Source organism: Sporosarcina trichiuri (genome assembly GCF_030406775.1).
GTDB lineage: Bacteria > Bacillota > Bacilli > Bacillales_A > Planococcaceae > Sporosarcina > Sporosarcina trichiuri.
The window spans coordinates 220,001-237,346 of sequence record NZ_CP129119.1; the positions used below are offsets into that span (position 1 = coordinate 220,001).

A 17,346-nucleotide genomic window follows, 5' to 3' on the forward strand; every position below is an offset into this window, starting at 1 on the left:
GCAAGGGGAGTATTCCCTGGAGTCCCTGATTTCACACTGCCAAGAAAAGCCTCTAGCGAGGCGGGAGGTGCCTGTACCGCAAACCGACACAGGTAGGCGAGGAGAGAATCCTAAGGTGATCGAGAGAACTCTCGTTAAGGAACTCGGCAAAATGACCCCGTAACTTCGGGAGAAGGGGTGCTCTGGTAGGGTGAACAGCCCGAGAGAGCCGCAGTGAATAGGCCCAGGCGACTGTTTAGCAAAAACACAGGTCTCTGCAAAACCGTAAGGTGACGTATAGGGGCTGACGCCTGCCCGGTGCTGGAAGGTTAAGAGGAGAGGTTAGCGCAAGCGAAGCTTCGAATTGAAGCCCCAGTAAACGGCGGCCGTAACTATAACGGTCCTAAGGTAGCGAAATTCCTTGTCGGGTAAGTTCCGACCCGCACGAAAGGCGTAACGATCTGGGCACTGTCTCAACGAGAGACTCGGTGAAATTATAATATGCGTGAAGATGCGCATTACCCGCGACAGGACGGAAAGACCCCGTGGAGCTTTACTGTAGCCTGATATTGAATTCCGGTGCAGCCTGTACAGGATAGGTAGGAGCCTTGGATGCGTGAGCGCCAGCTTACGCGGAGGCAATGGTGGGATACTACCCTGGCTGTATTGGACTTCTAACCCTTGCCCGTGATCCGGGCAGGAGACAGTGTCAGGCGGACAGTTTGACTGGGGCGGTCGCCTCCTAAAAGGTAACGGAGGCGCCCAAAGGTTCCCTCAGAATGGTTGGACATCATTCGAAGAGTGCAAAGGCATAAGGGAGCTTGACTGCGAGACCGACAAGTCGAGCAGGGTCGAAAGACGGGCTTAGTGATCCGGTGGTTCCGCATGGAAGGGCCATCGCTCAACGGATAAAAGCTACCCCGGGGATAACAGGCTTATCTCCCCCAAGAGTCCACATCGACGGGGAGGTTTGGCACCTCGATGTCGGCTCATCGCATCCTGGGGCTGTAGTCGGTCCCAAGGGTTGGGCTGTTCGCCCATTAAAGCGGTACGCGAGCTGGGTTCAGAACGTCGTGAGACAGTTCGGTCCCTATCCGTCGCGGGCGCAGGAAATTTGAGAGGAGCTGTCCTTAGTACGAGAGGACCGGGATGGACACACCGCTGGTGTACCAGTTGTCTTGCCAAAGGCATCGCTGGGTAGCTATGTGTGGACGGGATAAATGCTGAAAGCATCTAAGCATGAAGCCCCCCTCGAGATGAGATTTCCCATTACGCAAGTAAGTAAGATCCCTCAAAGATGATGAGGTGGATAGGTCTGGTGTGGAAGCATGGCGACATGTGGAGCTGACAGATACTAATCGATCGAGGACTTAACCAAAACAAAAAAGCGGAGACGACCGTTTTGATGCGACAAGCATAAGGCGAATCGGCGGAGTGGCGGTTTCTGCCACGCAGACGAGTTGACTTATGACCTCGAGCATCAGGGAGTCGAAGCTGGATTAGAAGCGGAAGCGCCGCAAGGCGGTCTTGAAAACACAATGTCTGTTTTATCCAGTTTTGAGTGAACAATTTTAATTGAAATTAACGCTTGCTTCTACAATCCGAGTGTGATATAATAATACTTGTGTTGTGAAAAAGTCTGGTGATGAAGGCGAAGAGGTCACACCCGTTCCCATACCGAACACGGAAGTTAAGTTCTTCAGCGCCGATGGTAGTAGGGGGCTTCCCCCTGTGAGAGTAGGACGTCGCCGGGCTTTCACTTTCGAGTGAAACACTTGATTTGAACAAATACCAGTTATTCCGCAGTAGCTCAGTGGTAGAGCAATCGGCTGTTAACCGATCGGTCGTAGGTTCGAGTCCTACCTGCGGAGCCATAATGGAGAGCTGTCCGAGTGGCCGAAGGAGCACGATTGGAAATCGTGTATACGCTAACCGCGTATCAAGGGTTCAAATCCCTTGCTCTCCGCCAGTTATCTTATTAGTTCCAATACGGCCCCTTGGTCAAGCGGTTAAGACACCGCCCTTTCACGGCGGTAACACGGGTTCGAATCCCGTAGGGGTCACCATCTTTAAAATTATAATGCGAAGTTTATTGTGACTCCTGTGAAATTGGGAGAAGCGAGGGAACGAGGAAGCGATTGAGAGAAGGAAGGAGCGTACTTGCGTACGTAACTGATTGATCGAATGAAGCTTATCGCAATTTCACCCGGAGGATTAGCTCAGCTGGGAGAGCATCTGCCTTACAAGCAGAGGGTCGGCGGTTCGAGCCCGTCATCCTCCACCATAACACTTCTATTGCAAGTTCATCTTGCATACAGTAAACAACGAGCTTGAAAGCTCAAATGCAATACTAATAATATTATCGCGGGGTGGAGCAAAGCGTCATACGAAGATGACGATTTGTAGGAATTCCTGAAAGGAAATCCATAACCTTGCAAAGAAGTAAACTTGAGCGTGAAAGCTCGATGTGACAGTAGTATTATTATCGCGGGGTGGAGCAGTGGCAGCTCGTCGGGCTCATAACCCGAAGGTCGCAGGTTCAAATCCTGCCCCCGCAACCAAATGGTCCCGTGGTGTAGCGGTTAACATGCCTGCCTGTCACGCAGGAGATCGCCGGTTCGATCCCGGTCGGGACCGCCATTTTTTCTGAAACATCATCTGGTTCAGTAGCTCAGTCGGTAGAGCAAAGGACTGAAAATCCTTGTGTCGGCGGTTCGATTCCGTCCTGAACCACCTTTCATCTTGCCGGTGTAGCTCAATTGGTAGAGCAACTGACTTGTAATCAGTAGGTTGAGGGTTCAATTCCTTTCGCCGGCACCATAACCCTTTGGTGGGGTAGCGAAGTGGCTAAACGCGGCGGACTGTAAATCCGCTCCCTCCGGGTTCGGCGGTTCGAATCCGTCCCCCACCACCATCTTTACAGGGGCATAGTTTAACGGTAGAATAGAGGTCTCCAAAACCTTTGGTGTGGGTTCGATTCCTACTGCCCCTGCCATTTCACATATGTGTCTCGGTGAACTGAATATTTTATTATGGCGGTCGTGGCGAAGTGGTTAACGCATCGGATTGTGGTTCCGACATTCGGGGGTTCGATTCCCCTCGGTCGCCCCTTTTTACTTTTGGGGTATAGCCAAGCGGTAAGGCAACGGACTTTGACTCCGTCATTCGTTGGTTCGAATCCAGCTACCCCAGTTTTAAGCGGAAGTAGTTCAGTGGTAGAATACGACCTTGCCAAGGTCGGGGTCGCGGGTTCGAATCCCGTCTTCCGCTCCACTTATTCTACGGCGGCATAGCCAAGCGGTAAGGCACGGGTCTGCAACACCCTTACCACCGGTTCGATTCCGGTTGCCGCCTCCAATCTATGTTTTCCGTTATTGTGTTATCGTAATGCCCGAGTGGTGGAATGGCAGACACGTCGCACTCAAAATGCGATGCCGCAAGGCGTGCCGGTTCAAGTCCGGCCTCGGGTATCTTGCAAAAGGACAACTTCGGTTGTTCTTTTTTTTTATGTTCTGGTATCCGCAGGTGTCCGCAAAGCAGAGAGCCCAGCTGCTGTTCAGCAGTCAGGCTCTTGCATTTTTCTTCAGTCTTTTCAATCGATCAGCTGATTGCTGGATACGACCGGCAGCCGCATGATCGGTGTCTCTTTGTCGATGATGTAGGCTGCCGCCTCTCCGCCGTTGATGCTTGTGTACATTTTTCCACATGCTTCTGTCAGCTTCCGGGCCTCTTCCGACGGCATCCCCGGGCGCACGTACAGCACCTGAATGATTTCTGCTGCGTCTTGTGTGATAGCGGTTCGTACAGAATCCACATACGGGCTGCCGAATGGGCTGTATTGGTCGTGGAGTATGATCAGCTTGTGCAGCGAATTGTATCTTCCATTCAATCCTTCATACCCATCGGCTTCATGGCCGACTGACACACGGATATCGCCTACCAGCTCACTTGCATCATATATCCCGGCAGGAATCCCATACTGCAGGCTGAACAGATTATTCAGATCGACTGCACTGGAGTGGCTTTCCAAAAAGTTCTGGCTGCGGACTCTTCTGTATAGGGCCTCTGCTGACGGTCTGTGTCGGTTTGGATCCGCCCCGAACGCTCTCCAACTATCACGCCACTCCGAAAGCCCCTTAATGTCTGTCAGCGGTCGTTCTTCCAATTCGAAAAACAATTGCTCCTGGAATAACTGGAGCCGCCCTTTCAGCATTTGAGGAGAATCGGAGACGGTTGTTTTGTTATAATGGAGTATACCGAGCTTAAAGCCGGGAACCTTTTCAAAAATAGAGGATGCTATTTCAAATTTCATATAATCCCCCTGTTCATATTTTTCTCAAGCTTATCATATTGGAGGTGGCAACTGGTGAATATCGCTCAACTGCAGCGCGACCTGACCGCATACGCAGACGAGATTGGTGTCGATAAAATCGGATTTACGACAGCCGCTCCTTTTCGGGAATTGAAAAATCGGCTGAAACGTCAGCAGGCATTGAACTACCAATCCGGTTTTGAGGAACCGGATATCGAAAAACGGACTGAGCCGTCCTTGCTGCTGGAACAGGCGGAGAGTATCATCTCGATTGCTGTCGCGTATCCGTCCAAGCTTGCAGATGCTCCAAAAGGAAAGAAAGGGGAGCGGCGGGGGATGTTCTGCCGTGCTTCCTGGGGGACCGACTACCATCTTGTCTTGCGCGAGAAGCTGTCCCTGCTCGAAGCTTTTCTGCATGAACGTCTGCCTGGCGTCAAAACCCGCTCCATGGTGGATACGGGCGAACTGGCGGACCGGGCTGTCGCTGAGCGGGCAGGTCTCGGCTGGTCGGCGAAAAACTGCTCGATCATCACCCCCGAATTCGGTTCCTACGTCTATCTGGGTGAGATGATCACGAATCTGCCGTTTGCACCTGACCTGCCGATGGAAGACCAATGCGGCGATTGTACACTCTGTCTCGATGCGTGTCCGACTGGTGCGCTTATCCAGGGAGGGCAGCTCAATGCACAGCGCTGCATCGCCTTCCTTACGCAGACCAAGCAGCCTGTCCCTGAGGAATTCAGGAAAGAGATCGGCAACCGGATCTATGGATGCGACACCTGCCAGACCGTCTGTCCGAAGAACAAACGTAAGTATAATTTGGACCAGGATATCTTCGTGCCTGAACCGGATCTCGTCAAGCCGCTGCTCCAGCCTCTGCTGAAATTGTCCAATCGGCAGTTCAAGGAGACATTCGGGCATATGTCAGGTTCGTGGCGGGGAAAGAACCCGATCCAGCGGAATGCTATCCTGGCGCTCGCCCATTTCAAGGAAACCGCTGCTGTTCCGGAACTTGCGGAGCTGCTGCATGGAGACCCACGGCCGATGATCCGAGGGGCCGCCGCATGGGCTCTCGGAGAAATCGGAACGGATGAGGGGTACACCGCGCTGGACGAGTCGCTTCACACAGAAAACGACTCTTCGGTGTGCGAAGAGATTGAAGAGGCGCTCCGCAAGCTTGCAGCACAATCTGAAAAGGAAGTGAAACGATGACCATACATGTTGCATTATTTGAACCGCTCATCCCTGCCAACACAGGTAACATCGCACGTACATGTGCAGGGACAGGGGCGAAACTGCATCTGATCGAACCGCTCGGCTTCTCCACAGACGATAAGATGCTAAAGCGTGCAGGACTCGATTACTGGGAGCATGTCGATATCACCTATCACGGCAGTATCGATGGCTTGTTCCGCCAGTACCCGGATGCTGATTTCTATTTCATCACCAAGTTCGGGGAACAGACGTATTCCGATTTCGATTTCTCGGGAAGCACAAGGGATATCTTCTTCGTCTTCGGGAAGGAGACGACGGGACTTCCTGATGAAGTGACGGCGGCGCACAAGGATACATGCCTCCGCATACCGATGAATGACCACATCCGATCGCTGAACCTCTCGAACACAGCAGCCATCTTGGTCTATGAAGCGCTGCGGCAGCAGCAATACCCCGGATTACACTAAAAAAAGGATGCAGCCCCGGGGGACTGCATCCTTTTTATGTGTTATTTTTTCACCTTGCCTGGCTTGTCTTCGTACCCGCCTGTGAAGATTGCGGAAAGGAATGCGAAGCAGACACCCATGATTAAGATTAGTCTCATCAGATACCCTCCTGTTGGATCACTTGTTCTTTCCCCATTATACCGGAACAGGAGCGAAAAAGAAATGACCGGCCCGAAAAATTGTGTCATCTCCTTGACGATGCGGCTGCATTTGCTTTTCCTCCAGTCCGCCGAAGTGGTAGGATATCAGTGAGACGAAAAGGAGGAAGGACGATGACTTCAATGTATACAGAGACGAAGCAGCTGAGGAACGGAGTCGACATGCCGAGATTCGGTCTTGGTGTTTACAAAATGACAGACCCTGAAAAAACAGTGGAAGCAATCACCTTTGCCTTGAAGAACGGCTATCGGGCAATCGACACGGCGGCCGTCTATGAGAATGAGCGGGAAACCGGGGAGGCGATCCGTGCAGCGGGCATCAATCGCAGCGAACTGTTCATCACCTCGAAAGTCTGGAATACCGATCAGGGCTATGACCAGACGCTCCGTGCTTTCGAAACTTCCCTTAAAAAGCTTGACCTTGACTATTTGGACTTGTATCTGACGCACTGGCCAGTCCCAGAGACTTATGTGGATACATACCGTGCCATCGAGCGGCTCTACGAAGAGAAGCTGATTCGTGTGCCCGGGGTGTCGAACCACCACGTCCGCCATCTGGATGAACTGAAACTGACGGCAAATGTGCAGCCGATGGTCAATCAGGTCGAGCTGCATCCGCTTCTCACACAGATTCCTCTGCGCGATTATTGCCTGGATAATGGAATTGCGATAACGTCCTGGTCGCCGCTTGCAAGAGGACAGCTGCTCGAGAACACAGTACTGAACGAAATCGGCAGACGGCACGGGAAGACGGCTGCACAAGTGATCATCCGCTGGCATCTGCAGCATGATCTGATCGTCATCCCGAAGTCGATCACACCGGAACGGATTCTGGAGAACAGCCAGATCGGGGATTTCCGGCTGACAGATGAAGAGATGACTGCAATCGACGGACTGAACCGGAACGAACGGACAGGAACGGATCCCGATTCACTCGGATAATACAAAAAGACGGCATGGATTCGGTTCCATGCCGTCTTTTGCTATGGCTCAGTTATCAATCGAGATCGACAGTTTTTCCGCGGTGAGCGGATGGACGAACGATGTTTCCGCAGCGGTCAGGCGGTATGTACCGTCCGGAAGTGACTTGGCGCCATATAGATTATCGCCCACTACAGGGTGCCCGAGATGGGCCATATGGACGCGGATCTGATGTGTCCGGCCAGTATCGAGTTCTGCCTGGATGATCGTGGAATCCTCTTTGCGCTCAAGAACATTGAAATGGGTGACCGCAGATTGGCCGGACATGGAAACACGTCTGCGCGAAGCATGATGGCGGTCGCGTCCGATCGGCAAGTTGACGGTTCCTTTCGTCTTCTTCAGCCGTCCCTCGAGTTCTGCGTGGTAGGTCCGGTGGATATCATTTTCCGCAAGCATCCTGTCAAACATCGCTTTTGCAATCGGGTGTTTTGCAATGAGGATGATACCGCTCGTCCCTTTATCGAGCCGCTGGATGTGTTCGGCATACGTGCCGCCATCCTCCTGGATCTGTTCCATCACGGCGTTCATGAGCGTGGGTCCGCTGGCTGTGTTGTCCGGATGGACAGGGATTCCGGCAGGTTTGAAGACTGCCATGTAATGTGCGTCCTCCTGCAGTACACGGACTTCCGGCACGTCCATCGGTTCATACTCCGACACTGCATCGGGCAGCCGGAAGGTGAGCACTGTTCCTGCTGCGAGCGGGGTGCGCCAGACTGCCGCTTCCCCGGAAGCAAGCGTCACGCCATTGGTCATCCGCAGCTCGTGGATATTTTTCTTGCCGGCACGCCAGTCATCCCGAAGGAGCTGTTCGAGCGTCCGGCCGTCTTCCGGTACAGTATAGTGGAAGATGATCATTTATACGCCTCTTTCCGAATGGTTAATTTCCATAATACGTATTGAAGAATTCATGGATATTTTCTTCCGGCTGGAGTCCGACAAGACGTCCGACCTCTTTGCCGTTTTCGTATTGGACGAGAGCCGGCCATTGGTCGATCCCATACTTATCCTTCGCCTGCTGCCCGAATTCCAGCATGTTGTACTGATTCACTTTCACGCCTTCTTCTTTTGCGATGGGCATGAGAATCGGTGTCATTTCCATGCAATAGTGACACTCGGGGTGGAAGAAGTAGACCGTCGTCGGTTCGCCGGACTGGATTTTCTTATCCACCACGTCAGGGAGCACGATGCTGTCGTAGTTTTCATTGCCGATCAGGTCGATTGTCGATTTCTCGAGATCATCCGTCCCGTACGGGTTATCCTGCAGCTTGGATTTGTTCGATGCATTGGTCAGCGCGATGATCGCCACAAAAAATACGACGACGATTCCGCCGATGATCAGAAGTTTCTTCAAGTCAGTTACGCTCCTTCGATTGTTTTAGCATGAGCACACTCGTGATGAATATGAGGGTGAACGCCGTCAGCGCCATGAAAGGGATAGTGATGAACCCCAGCTGATTCACATATTGGGCTGTACAAGGCACATCTCCGCACGTACCGCCATGCTCCTGCAGCAGCGTGATCTTCTGCAGTGCATAATGATAGCCTGACAGCAGACCGCCGATCAGGCTGAAGACAGCTGTCGTCAGTGCAATCCCGCTGTTCTTCTGGAAAAGGGCGATCCCCGCAATCAATACAAGGGGGTACATAAGGATTCGCTGATACCAGCAATACAAGCATGGGATGTAGCCTTTCACCTCAGAATAATAGAGTGAGCCAGCAGTTGCGACAAGCGCAACTGTCCATATGAATACCAGCCGGTTTTCCTGTCGTTTGTCCATGAGTTCTCTCCTTCCGCGCTTATCCGTTCTCAATTATAATGGGAAAGTATAATTTAAGCCATTCTGCGGCATGATTATCAGAAAAACGGGTACTAAGGATAAAGAGGTGATTTGTGTTGAGCGAGGAATTTGATTTATCGCCATTTGAAATGAGTATGATCGTCCGTCAGATGCAGCTGACGGATATACCGGAAATACTTGAAATGCAGAAAGTCTGCTTCCCGGGGATGGAACCTTGGGAGACGGAACATCTGGAAAGCCACTTATCGGTTTTCCCGGAAGGCCAGTTCGTAGCGGAGCTTGACGGCAGCATCATCGGATCGTGTTCGAGCCTGATCGTCAATTTCGCGGAATACGATGACCGCCATACGTGGGATGATATCTCGGACAATGGCTACATAACGAACCACAATCCGGAAGGCTATAACTTATACGGCATCGAAGTGATGGTGCATCCGGAATACAGAAGAATGCGGGTCGGGGAACGGCTGTATGAGGCAAGGAAAGAACTGGCGCGCCAGCTGAACCTGAAATCGATCATCATCGGCGGCCGCATTCCGAATTATCACAAGCATGCCGATGAAATGTCACCGCGTGAATACGTGAATGCCGTCGCCCGTCACAAAATCTATGATCCGGTCCTGACGTTCCAGCTCATGAACGACTTCACACTGATGCGCATCAATCCGAACTATCTGCCGGATGATCAGGCATCGAAGCGGTATGCGACGCTGATGGAATGGAACAACATCGATTACAAGGCAGTGAGCAAACGGCACTACAAGACGAGTTATCCGGTCCGGATCTGCGTCGTCCAATATCTGATGCGTAAAATATCCTGTTTCGATGAGCTTGCATCGCAAGTGGAATACTTCGTACGGGTGGCGGCTGACGCCAACTCGGACTTCGTTGTGTTCCCGGAAATCTTCACGACGCAGCTCATGTCATTCCTCGATGAGCCGTCCGCCAGCCAGTCGGTCCGCAAAATCTCGGAATACACCGAGGAGTATATCGAGCTCTTCAACGGGCTGTCCGTCCGATATAATGTCAACATCATCGGAGGCTCGCACTTCGTGGAAGAAGAGGACGAGGAAATTTACAATATTTCCTACCTGTTCCGCCGGGACGGGTCGATCGACAAGCAGTATAAGATTCACATTACGCCGAATGAGAAGAAGTACTGGGGCATCAGCGCGGGGGATTCCGTCCGGGTGTTCGATACGGATTGCGGCAAGATTGCCATCCAGGTCTGCTACGACATCGAGTTTCCGGAACTGGCCCGTATCGCTACGGAAAAAGGTGCCAATATCATCTTCACGCCGTTCTGTACGGAAGACCGCCAAGGTTATTTGCGTGTCCGATACTGCGCACAGGCGCGCGCTGTGGAAAACCAGATCTATACGGTCATTTCGGGCACAGTCGGAAACCTGCCGCAGGCCGTCAATATGGACATCCAGTATGCACAGTCGGCAATTTTCGCGCCGTCCGATTTTGAATTTGCCCGTGACGGGATCGTCGGGGAAACGAACGCCAATCTGGAGACGGTGCTGATCGGCGACGTGGACTTGGAAGTGCTGAAACGTCAGCGGCAGGAAGGGACCGTCAAACAGCTGAAGGACCGCCGGCATGACGTGTACCGGGTTGAATACTTCGCCAAGAATCCGGAGCAATGAAAAAACGGCTGCAGACTCATGAGGGCTGCTGAAAAAGTCTCATGAAAGCTGGAACATCCTCGGTAAGGTTGATTTCCGCTGCAGGCGGACGCTTTCCGCGGGCACGGCTCCAGCCGCTTCCCTCGCTGCGCTCAGTCCAGGGTCTTCCGCGCGTGCTGTTCCCGCAGGAGTCGCCGCCTTCCGCTCCAATCAACGGGAAACGGGCTGACGCAAGGGGCTGTCTCCATAGTTGTAGTAAACTTGAAACGGACCCCAAACTCAGGGAGCAGAGAAAACAAGGTACGGAGCAGTGAAAAGACGTTCGGTGGGTCAAATTCGACTCACCGAACGTCTTTTTTTGTGAACGCTGCACCGCATAAAAATTAGTCGTGCGTTTTTCAACGGACTCGACTCATGCCTGCAGTTTTTTTCTATTACAATAGATTCAACACGAAATCTGTTGATTTCCGCTACGAGCGGCCGCTTTCCCCGGGGGGAGGGGGGCACGGCTTCAGCCTAACGAATCGCGACAAGGGTTCGCTTGGCCGTATTTCTGCGTACTTTGCAGAAATTCAGACAGCCTTGCTCATAACACTTCGCTTTTATTCGCCGCTCTCCTCTCCGATCAACAAGTGTCTTTTATGACTAGATGAGGTGATGGATATGATGAAGAAGAAACAAGTCAATGAACGAAAACAGATGGAAATCTTGGCGGTCGAGCAATTGGTTCCACCAAATCATTTGGTTCGCAAACTGGATGCAGCGACTGATTTTTCGTTCATCTGTCCATTGGTCGAGAACTTGTACTCCGATGTGGGACGGACGAGCGTCGATCCGGTTGAACGTGTTTTAGCGGATGCGAAAGAGAAGCATGGAATGCAATGGACAGACCTGAAGGGCCTTAAAAAATTGTCCATGTAGGCGATGCCATCTTTTGGCGTCCAAAATTTGAAGAAACTCGCCAGGTGGACATGAAGTCCACTTGATAACAAAGATGCCCACACATATCCAGTGTTCTGCGGGGAACTGAGTTGATCGGAGTGCAGGGCGGCGACTCCTGGGGGATCAGCGCAGCGCGAAGACCCCACAGGAGCAAAGCGACGAGGAGGCTGAGGGCAAGCCCCCCGGAAAGCGTCCGCCCGGAACGGAGATCAACGGCGTTTGACTACTTGCTGATTTACACGTACAAAACCAAAAGGGTTGGAAATCTTTTCGATTTCCAACCCTTTTGTCAGCCGTTTTACTTGATGATCAGTCTTCCGTATCTTCTGTGTCCGGATCATTTTCATCCGGTACAAGTTTTTCCGCTTCCAAATACAGGATATGATGGCCTTCCACGTCTTTCACGGAGAACTCATAGCCCTGCTCGATGATCTTTTCTCCCGGAATCGCTTCGAATCGCTGGGACATGAACCAGCCGCCGATCGTATCGATATCTTCTTCATCGATGTCAATGCCGAGTGTCGTATTGACGTTTTCCAGCAGCATTTTGGCATCCAGGATGTAATGGTTCTCTCCGATGACCTGGACATCCGGAAGCTCATCTTTGTCGAACTCGTCCTGAATCTCCCCGACGATCTCCTCCAGAATATCTTCGATGGTCACCAAGCCCGATGTCCCGCCATATTCATCCATAAGGATTGCCATGTGGATGCGTTCCCGCTGGATTTTCAGCAGAAGGTCCCCGATTGCCATCGTTTCAATGACACGGATGATCGGCTGCATGTAGGCAACAACCGGAAGTTCACCGTTTTTCGGGTTTTTGATATAGGCGGTGAGCAGGTGCTTCATGTTGATTAGCCCGATGACGTGGTCCTTGTCACCGTCGATGACCGGATAGCGTGTGAATTGCTCAACGCCTTCCGTGTTGAACAGCTCTTTCGCGGTCATCTCTTTGTCGATCGACATCATTTCGGTCCGGGGCACCATGATCTCTTTTGCGACCCGGTCGTCGAATTCGAAAATTCTATTCACATACTTGTATTCGGACTGGTTGATCTCTCCGCTCTTGAGGCTGTCGGACAGAATCATCCGCAGCTCTTCTTCCGTATGGGCGACGTCTGCTTCGGACATCGGTTGGAAGCCGAACAGCCGTGTCACAAACCGAGAACTGAGGTTCATGAGCTTGATGACCGGATACATTGTCCGGTAGAAGATGATGAGCGGCATGGCCAATGACAGTGTGATCCGCTCCGCCTTCTGGATTGCGACTGTCTTCGGTGCCAGTTCCCCGACAACTACGTGGAGGAACGTCACAATGATCAGAGCGATGGCGAAGGACAGAAATGCGGTCAGGCTGTGAGACAGGGCCAAGTGATCGAAAACAGGCGCGAACAGCAGGGCGACGGTCGGTTCACCGAGCATACCGAGCCCGAGCGCAGTGATCGTAATACCGAGCTGGCAGGCAGACAGATAGTCGTCCAGGTTGGTCACGACGCGCTGGGCGTTGATCGCTCTTTTATTTCCTTCAAGAGCGAGCTGGTCGATCCGTGTCATCCGCACTTTCACTATTGCAAACTCAGCTGCCACGAAAAAGGCAGTGAGGGCGATCAAGGCAGCAAATGCTGCCAAGCGTATGGGAATATCCAAATAGGTGCTTTGTTCCATGCCGAACAAGGGGGGAACAAAGCGTACACCTCCTGTGGTTTAAAATAGGGTAGTTGATTCAATAATAAGGTAAAAGGGCGTGGATTTCAATGAATTTTCCTTCCAAACGGTTTTCCTGCTGCTATATGAGAAAATTTTCAAAAGATTAAAAGAAACTATTGACAATAGTGAAAAAAGCATGATAATCTGAAAACATTCGAAATCCGAAAGAAAGGGGTGCCTGACATGATGACAGCCGAAAAGAAAACGCGCCGCCAATTTCAAGCACCCCCTTTTGGACGATTGCCTGTTCCGCATTCTCTTTAGCGGAAAGGATGGACGGAGGGGCATGATCCCGATTCAGACGCGTGCTGCTGAAAATGCGGGCACGTGTCTTTTTTTCTGTCTTCAATTGGATGTCCTCACGCGTCAGCGTGGTGCATAGAAATGATGACGAGAGGAGCGTTATGGATGTGATTCAGATCGAAAAAGCAATGAAAGCGGAACAAACTGAGAAAAAAGAGACAGGTGATGGCGGATAGCCGGATGTTTCAAAGAAAGGTCGTAGAAAAGTATGTTTTCGGTATTAGGGAAATTAGGATGGTTTTTCAAAGAGAATAAAATGCGTTACACAGTAGCATTGCTGCTGCTGATCATGACGAGTGTATTTGCGATTGTTCCCCCATGGATCATCGGGAAGGCGATCGACGGAATCCACCTGAATACGATGACCCCGCACTTGCTGTGGACGTACATCGGCATTCTGCTTGTAATCACCGTCATCGGCTATATCGGCGATTTCGTCTGGCAGTATCAGCTGTTCGGCGGCGCGAATGTCATTGAACGGAAGCTGCGGGGCAATCTCATGCGCCATTTTCTTAAGATGACGCCTTCGTTCTATCAGCGGAATAAGACGGGCGATCTGATGGCCCGTTCGACGAATGACCTTCAGGCGATTTCGGAGACTGCGGGATTCGGTATTATGACGCTGATCGACTCGACGGTCTATCTGTTCACACTCATCGTCATGATGGGGTTCGCCGTCTCATGGAAACTGACGCTCGCAGCAATCCTGCCGCTGCCGATCCTCGCCTATCTCATGCAGGTGCTCGGCAAACGGATCCATCTGAAATTCGTGACGGCGCAGCGTGCATTCGGCGATTTAAACGATGACGTGCTCGAAGCTGTGGCGGGTGTCCGTGTCGTCAGAGCTTATGTACAGGAACGTGCTGAAGAGCAGCGCTTTGCGGATGCGACGGAAGATGTCTATAAGAAAAATATGGATGTCGAGCGGATTGACGCTCTGTTCACACCGATTTCCAAGATCATGACGTCGATGTCCTACATTATCGGTCTTGGCTACGGAGCTTATCTCGTCTCGGTCGGCGATATCACTCTCGGGGGTCTTGTCACCTTCAACGTCTATCTCGGCATGATCGTCTGGCCGATGTTTGCGATCGGGGAACTGATCAACGTCATGCAGCGGGGGAACGCATCGCTCGACCGTGTCCAGGAGACGCTCGATGCTGTTGAAGATGTACGTGATCCGTCAATGCCTGTGCAGATGGAACGACCGGGCATGGTCGGTTTCAGTGACGTGAGCTTCAGCTATCCTACGTCCGAACGGAAGAATCTGGATCAGATCCGTCTCCAGCTCGGCGGCGGCCAGACACTCGGCATCGTCGGTAAAACAGGCAGCGGCAAGACGACGTTCGTCAAACAGCTGCTGCGTGAGTATCCGGCGGGCGAAGGGCTGCTGACGTTCGACGGCAGACGGCTCGATGATATGACCAAAGAGCAGGTGAGGAACTGGGTGGGCTACGTCCCGCAGGACCATGTGCTGTTCTCCCGTTCCGTGCGTGACAATATCCTGTTCGGGAAGCCGGATGCAACGGAAGCGGATATTGCGGAGGCGATCCGCCTTGCCCATTTCGAAAAGGATCTGGAAATGCTGCCGGAAGGGCTTGGAACGCTTGTCGGTGAAAAAGGCGTGGCCCTGTCAGGCGGCCAGAAGCAGAGGATTTCGATTGCCCGGGCTCTCGTGAAAAATCCGGAAATCCTCATCTTGGATGATTCACTGTCGGCCGTCGATGCCAAGACGGAAACCAGGATTATTGAAAACATCCAGAACGAGCGGAGCGGGAAGACGACAATCATTACGACACACAGACTGTCCGCCGTCCAGCATGCAGACCGCATCATCGTGCTTGAAAACGGCCGTGTCACCGAAGAAGGCACACATGAAGAACTGCTTGAACAGAATGGCTGGTACAAGGAACAATATGACCGGCAGCAGATTGGAGGTGACGAGTCATGACAACCGGTAAACGGCTCGTCCACTATGCATTGCAATTCAAAGGGTACTTCATCGGCGGCATGGCGCTGCTCGCCGTCGCGGTAGGCGCCGACCTGCTCGGGCCGATCATCGCGAAGCAGATCATCGATAACCATATCGCAGGCTCGGATTCCGGGGGCATCGACTTCTCTCCGATTGCGAAACTGCTCGTCATCTTCTTTGCCCTCGCCGTCGTGACGGCAATATTCCGCTACGGTCAGTACATCATGCTGCAGGCGACCGCGAACCGGATCGTGCAGAAGATGCGGAATGAGCTGTACCGGCACATCCAGACACTGCCGATCAGCTACTTCGATAATCTGCCTGCCGGAAAAGTGGTGGCACGTGTGACGAACGACACGGAAGCGATCCGCCATCTGTATGTGACAGTCGTCTCGCAGTTCGCGATCAGCGGCATGTACATTATCGGGATCTATATCGCCCTGTTCAGCCTGGATGCCAAAATGGGTGCCATCCTGCTGTTCGTCCTGCCGCTGCTCTATGTCTGGATGATTCTGTACCGGAAATTCGCCTCCAAGGTGAACCATGTCATCCGCTCGAAAGTGAGCGACATGAACGGGATGATCAATGAGTCCATCAACGGGATGACGATCATCCAGGCGTTCGGACGGGAAAAGCAGATGGAAGAGGAATTCGAGGAACTGAATACGACGCATTACAATTATCAGACGAAACTGCTGAAAGTCGAAGCGGCCACCTCACACAACCTGGTCAACACGATCCGGTCGCTGACGTTCGTCATCTTCATCTGGTATTTCGCTGGCGCATCATTTTCTGCGGGCAGTGTCATTTCTGTCGGGATGCTGTATGCATTCGTGGATTATATCACCCGGCTGTTCAACCCGGTGACGGGAATCGTCAACCAGTTTGCACGTCTTGAGCACTCGCTGGTTGCGGCGGAGCGTGTATTCCAGCTGATGGACCGTGCGGGAGAGCCGGTCAGCGACGAACGGATGGAACGTTATCAAGGGAATGTCGCCTTCGAAGACGTCTGGTTCGCCTATAAGGAAAATGAGTACGTGCTGAAAGATATCAATTTCGAAGCGAAGCGGGGAGAGACGGTCGCCCTGGTCGGACATACAGGATCAGGGAAGAGCTCGATCATGAACCTGCTGTTCCGCTTCTACGACCCGGTGAAAGGGAAGATCCTGATCGACGGGCAGGACATCACTGCGCTTCCGCGGCAGACTGTCCGCAGCCACATGGGGATCGTCCTGCAAGATCCGTACCTGTTTACAGGCACTGTCGAGTCCAACATCAGCCTGCGGGACCCGCGTATCACCCGGGATGCTGTCCAGGAAGCGCTCGATGCGGTCGGCGGCGAACGTGTGCTGGAACATCTGCCGGGCGGCATCGACGAGCCGGTCGTAGAGAAGGGCAGTACGCTGTCGAGCGGACAGCGCCAGCTCATCTCCTTCGCGCGTGCACTTGCATTCGATCCGGCCATCCTCATACTGGATGAAGCCACTTCGAACATCGATACCGAAACCGAGGAAATCATCCAGCATGCAATGGATGTCCTGAAGAAGGGCCGGACGACGTTCATCATCGCCCACCGCCTGTCGACCATCAAAAATGCCGACCGCATCCTCGTGCTTGACCGCGGAGAGATCAAAGAAAGCGGAACTCACGACGAATTGGTTGCATTGGACGGTCAATATGCCCAGATGTATAAACTGCAATCGGGCATTTCCGTTTCGTAACTTGAATATGCAGTGAACCGTACTGCCCCGAATCATCCTACAGATGGTTCGGGGCAGTTTTTTCGTTTCATGAGTTTCTGAGGATTGTATGAAAAAGATTGCCAAGCGGCAGAAAAAAAC

Annotated in this window: 12 protein-coding genes, 15 tRNA genes, 2 rRNA genes and 1 pseudogene (1 of these 30 running past the window's edge); 24 read left to right on the plus strand and 6 right to left on the minus strand. The window is 52.4% G+C overall.

Annotation, left to right across the window (positions count from 1 at the left end):
- From QWT68_RS01255 to QWT68_RS01335, 17 genes are all read left to right on the plus strand, one after another.
- Positions 1-1,357 (plus strand): 23S ribosomal RNA (locus QWT68_RS01255); it begins 1,575 nt to the left of the window's first position.
- Positions 1,358-1,617: 260 nt separating this feature from the next.
- Positions 1,618-1,733: ribosomal RNA gene (gene rrf / locus QWT68_RS01260) — 5S ribosomal RNA — on the plus strand.
- Positions 1,734-1,778: 45 nt separating this feature from the next.
- Positions 1,779-1,853 (plus strand) — tRNA-Asn (locus QWT68_RS01265).
- 4 nt (positions 1,854-1,857) lie between these two features.
- A tRNA-Ser gene (locus QWT68_RS01270) sits at positions 1,858-1,948 on the plus strand.
- Between the two features lie 22 nt (positions 1,949-1,970).
- A tRNA-Glu gene (locus QWT68_RS01275) sits at positions 1,971-2,045 on the plus strand.
- 142 nt (positions 2,046-2,187) lie between these two features.
- Positions 2,188-2,263 (plus strand) — tRNA-Val (locus tag QWT68_RS01280).
- Positions 2,264-2,465: 202 nt separating this feature from the next.
- Positions 2,466-2,540: transfer RNA gene (locus tag QWT68_RS01285), tRNA-Met, on the plus strand.
- A gap of 3 nt (positions 2,541-2,543) precedes the next feature.
- Positions 2,544-2,619, plus strand: a tRNA-Asp gene (locus QWT68_RS01290).
- Between the two features lie 20 nt (positions 2,620-2,639).
- Positions 2,640-2,712: transfer RNA gene (locus QWT68_RS01295), tRNA-Phe, on the plus strand.
- 11 nt (positions 2,713-2,723) lie between these two features.
- Positions 2,724-2,799: transfer RNA gene (locus tag QWT68_RS01300), tRNA-Thr, on the plus strand.
- A 9-nt stretch (positions 2,800-2,808) separates the two neighbouring features.
- Positions 2,809-2,893, plus strand: a tRNA-Tyr gene (locus tag QWT68_RS01305).
- Positions 2,894-2,900: 7 nt separating this feature from the next.
- A tRNA-Trp gene (locus QWT68_RS01310) sits at positions 2,901-2,974 on the plus strand.
- 40 nt (positions 2,975-3,014) lie between these two features.
- Positions 3,015-3,087: transfer RNA gene (locus QWT68_RS01315), tRNA-His, on the plus strand.
- A 12-nt stretch (positions 3,088-3,099) separates the two neighbouring features.
- A tRNA-Gln gene (locus QWT68_RS01320) sits at positions 3,100-3,171 on the plus strand.
- Positions 3,172-3,177: 6 nt separating this feature from the next.
- Positions 3,178-3,252, plus strand: a tRNA-Gly gene (locus tag QWT68_RS01325).
- A gap of 10 nt (positions 3,253-3,262) precedes the next feature.
- Positions 3,263-3,336: transfer RNA gene (locus QWT68_RS01330), tRNA-Cys, on the plus strand.
- Positions 3,337-3,368: 32 nt separating this feature from the next.
- Positions 3,369-3,449 (plus strand) — tRNA-Leu (locus tag QWT68_RS01335).
- Between the two features lie 122 nt (positions 3,450-3,571).
- Here QWT68_RS01335 and QWT68_RS01340 read toward each other — a convergent pair.
- Positions 3,572-4,291 (minus strand): B3/B4 domain-containing protein, encoded by a 720-nt coding sequence (locus tag QWT68_RS01340; RefSeq protein ID WP_040285820.1) that lies wholly within the window; start codon positions 4,289-4,291, stop codon positions 3,572-3,574.
- A gap of 54 nt (positions 4,292-4,345) precedes the next feature.
- Here QWT68_RS01340 and queG point away from each other — a divergent pair, with 54 nt between their 5' ends.
- The 3 genes from queG to QWT68_RS01355 all read left to right on the plus strand — a co-directional run bounded on the left by queG (position 4,346) and on the right by QWT68_RS01355 (position 7,112).
- Positions 4,346-5,503: a tRNA epoxyqueuosine(34) reductase QueG gene (gene queG / locus QWT68_RS01345; RefSeq protein ID WP_290149159.1), complete on the plus strand. Its 1,158-nt coding sequence runs from the start codon at positions 4,346-4,348 to the stop codon at positions 5,501-5,503.
- Complete coding sequence (gene trmL / locus QWT68_RS01350; RefSeq protein WP_040285818.1) at positions 5,500-5,973, plus strand: tRNA (uridine(34)/cytosine(34)/5-carboxymethylaminomethyluridine(34)-2'-O)-methyltransferase TrmL; 474 nt, start codon at positions 5,500-5,502, stop codon at positions 5,971-5,973. Before queG ends, trmL begins: the two co-directional genes overlap by 4 nt.
- Positions 5,974-6,284: 311 nt before the next feature.
- Positions 6,285-7,112, plus strand: a complete 828-nt coding sequence (locus QWT68_RS01355) for an aldo/keto reductase (protein ID WP_290149160.1) — start codon at positions 6,285-6,287, stop codon at positions 7,110-7,112.
- 48 nt (positions 7,113-7,160) lie between these two features.
- Here the strand turns inward: QWT68_RS01355 and QWT68_RS01360 are convergent, their stop codons facing one another.
- The 3 genes from QWT68_RS01360 to QWT68_RS01370 are packed head-to-tail and all read right to left on the minus strand — an operon-like array spanning position 7,161 to position 8,929.
- Complete coding sequence (locus tag QWT68_RS01360; RefSeq protein WP_290149162.1) at positions 7,161-8,006, minus strand: RluA family pseudouridine synthase; 846 nt, start codon at positions 8,004-8,006, stop codon at positions 7,161-7,163.
- 22 nt (positions 8,007-8,028) lie between these two features.
- Positions 8,029-8,502, minus strand: a complete 474-nt coding sequence (locus QWT68_RS01365) for a thioredoxin family protein (RefSeq protein ID WP_040285815.1) — start codon at positions 8,500-8,502, stop codon at positions 8,029-8,031.
- A gap of 1 nt (position 8,503) precedes the next feature.
- On the minus strand, positions 8,504-8,929 hold the full coding sequence (locus QWT68_RS01370) for a disulfide oxidoreductase (protein ID WP_040285814.1): 426 nt from the start codon (positions 8,927-8,929) through the stop codon (positions 8,504-8,506).
- Between the two features lie 116 nt (positions 8,930-9,045).
- Here QWT68_RS01370 and QWT68_RS01375 point away from each other — a divergent pair, with 116 nt between their 5' ends.
- Positions 9,046-10,602, plus strand: coding sequence for a carbon-nitrogen hydrolase family protein (locus QWT68_RS01375; protein WP_040285813.1), 1,557 nt, complete (start codon positions 9,046-9,048; stop codon positions 10,600-10,602).
- 642 nt (positions 10,603-11,244) lie between these two features.
- Positions 11,245-11,421, plus strand: a pseudogene (locus QWT68_RS01380) (transposase); the annotation flags it as partial.
- A 411-nt stretch (positions 11,422-11,832) separates the two neighbouring features.
- Here QWT68_RS01380 and QWT68_RS01385 read toward each other — a convergent pair.
- On the minus strand, positions 11,833-13,188 hold the full coding sequence (locus tag QWT68_RS01385; protein WP_040285812.1) for a hemolysin family protein: 1,356 nt from the start codon (positions 13,186-13,188) through the stop codon (positions 11,833-11,835).
- Between the two features lie 145 nt (positions 13,189-13,333).
- Positions 13,334-13,579, minus strand: coding sequence for a hypothetical protein (locus QWT68_RS01390; protein ID WP_144036069.1), 246 nt, complete (start codon positions 13,577-13,579; stop codon positions 13,334-13,336).
- A gap of 162 nt (positions 13,580-13,741) precedes the next feature.
- Here QWT68_RS01390 and QWT68_RS01395 point away from each other — a divergent pair, with 162 nt between their 5' ends.
- Positions 13,742-15,484 carry an ABC transporter ATP-binding protein gene (locus tag QWT68_RS01395; RefSeq protein WP_040285811.1) on the plus strand — a complete coding sequence of 581 codons (1,743 nt, stop codon included), beginning with the start codon at positions 13,742-13,744 and terminating at the stop codon, positions 15,482-15,484.
- Positions 15,481-17,226: an ABC transporter ATP-binding protein gene (locus tag QWT68_RS01400; protein WP_040285810.1), complete on the plus strand. Its 1,746-nt coding sequence runs from the start codon at positions 15,481-15,483 to the stop codon at positions 17,224-17,226. The genes QWT68_RS01395 and QWT68_RS01400 overlap by 4 nt, the downstream gene beginning before the upstream one ends.
- The last annotated feature ends 120 nt before the right edge of the window (positions 17,227-17,346 follow it).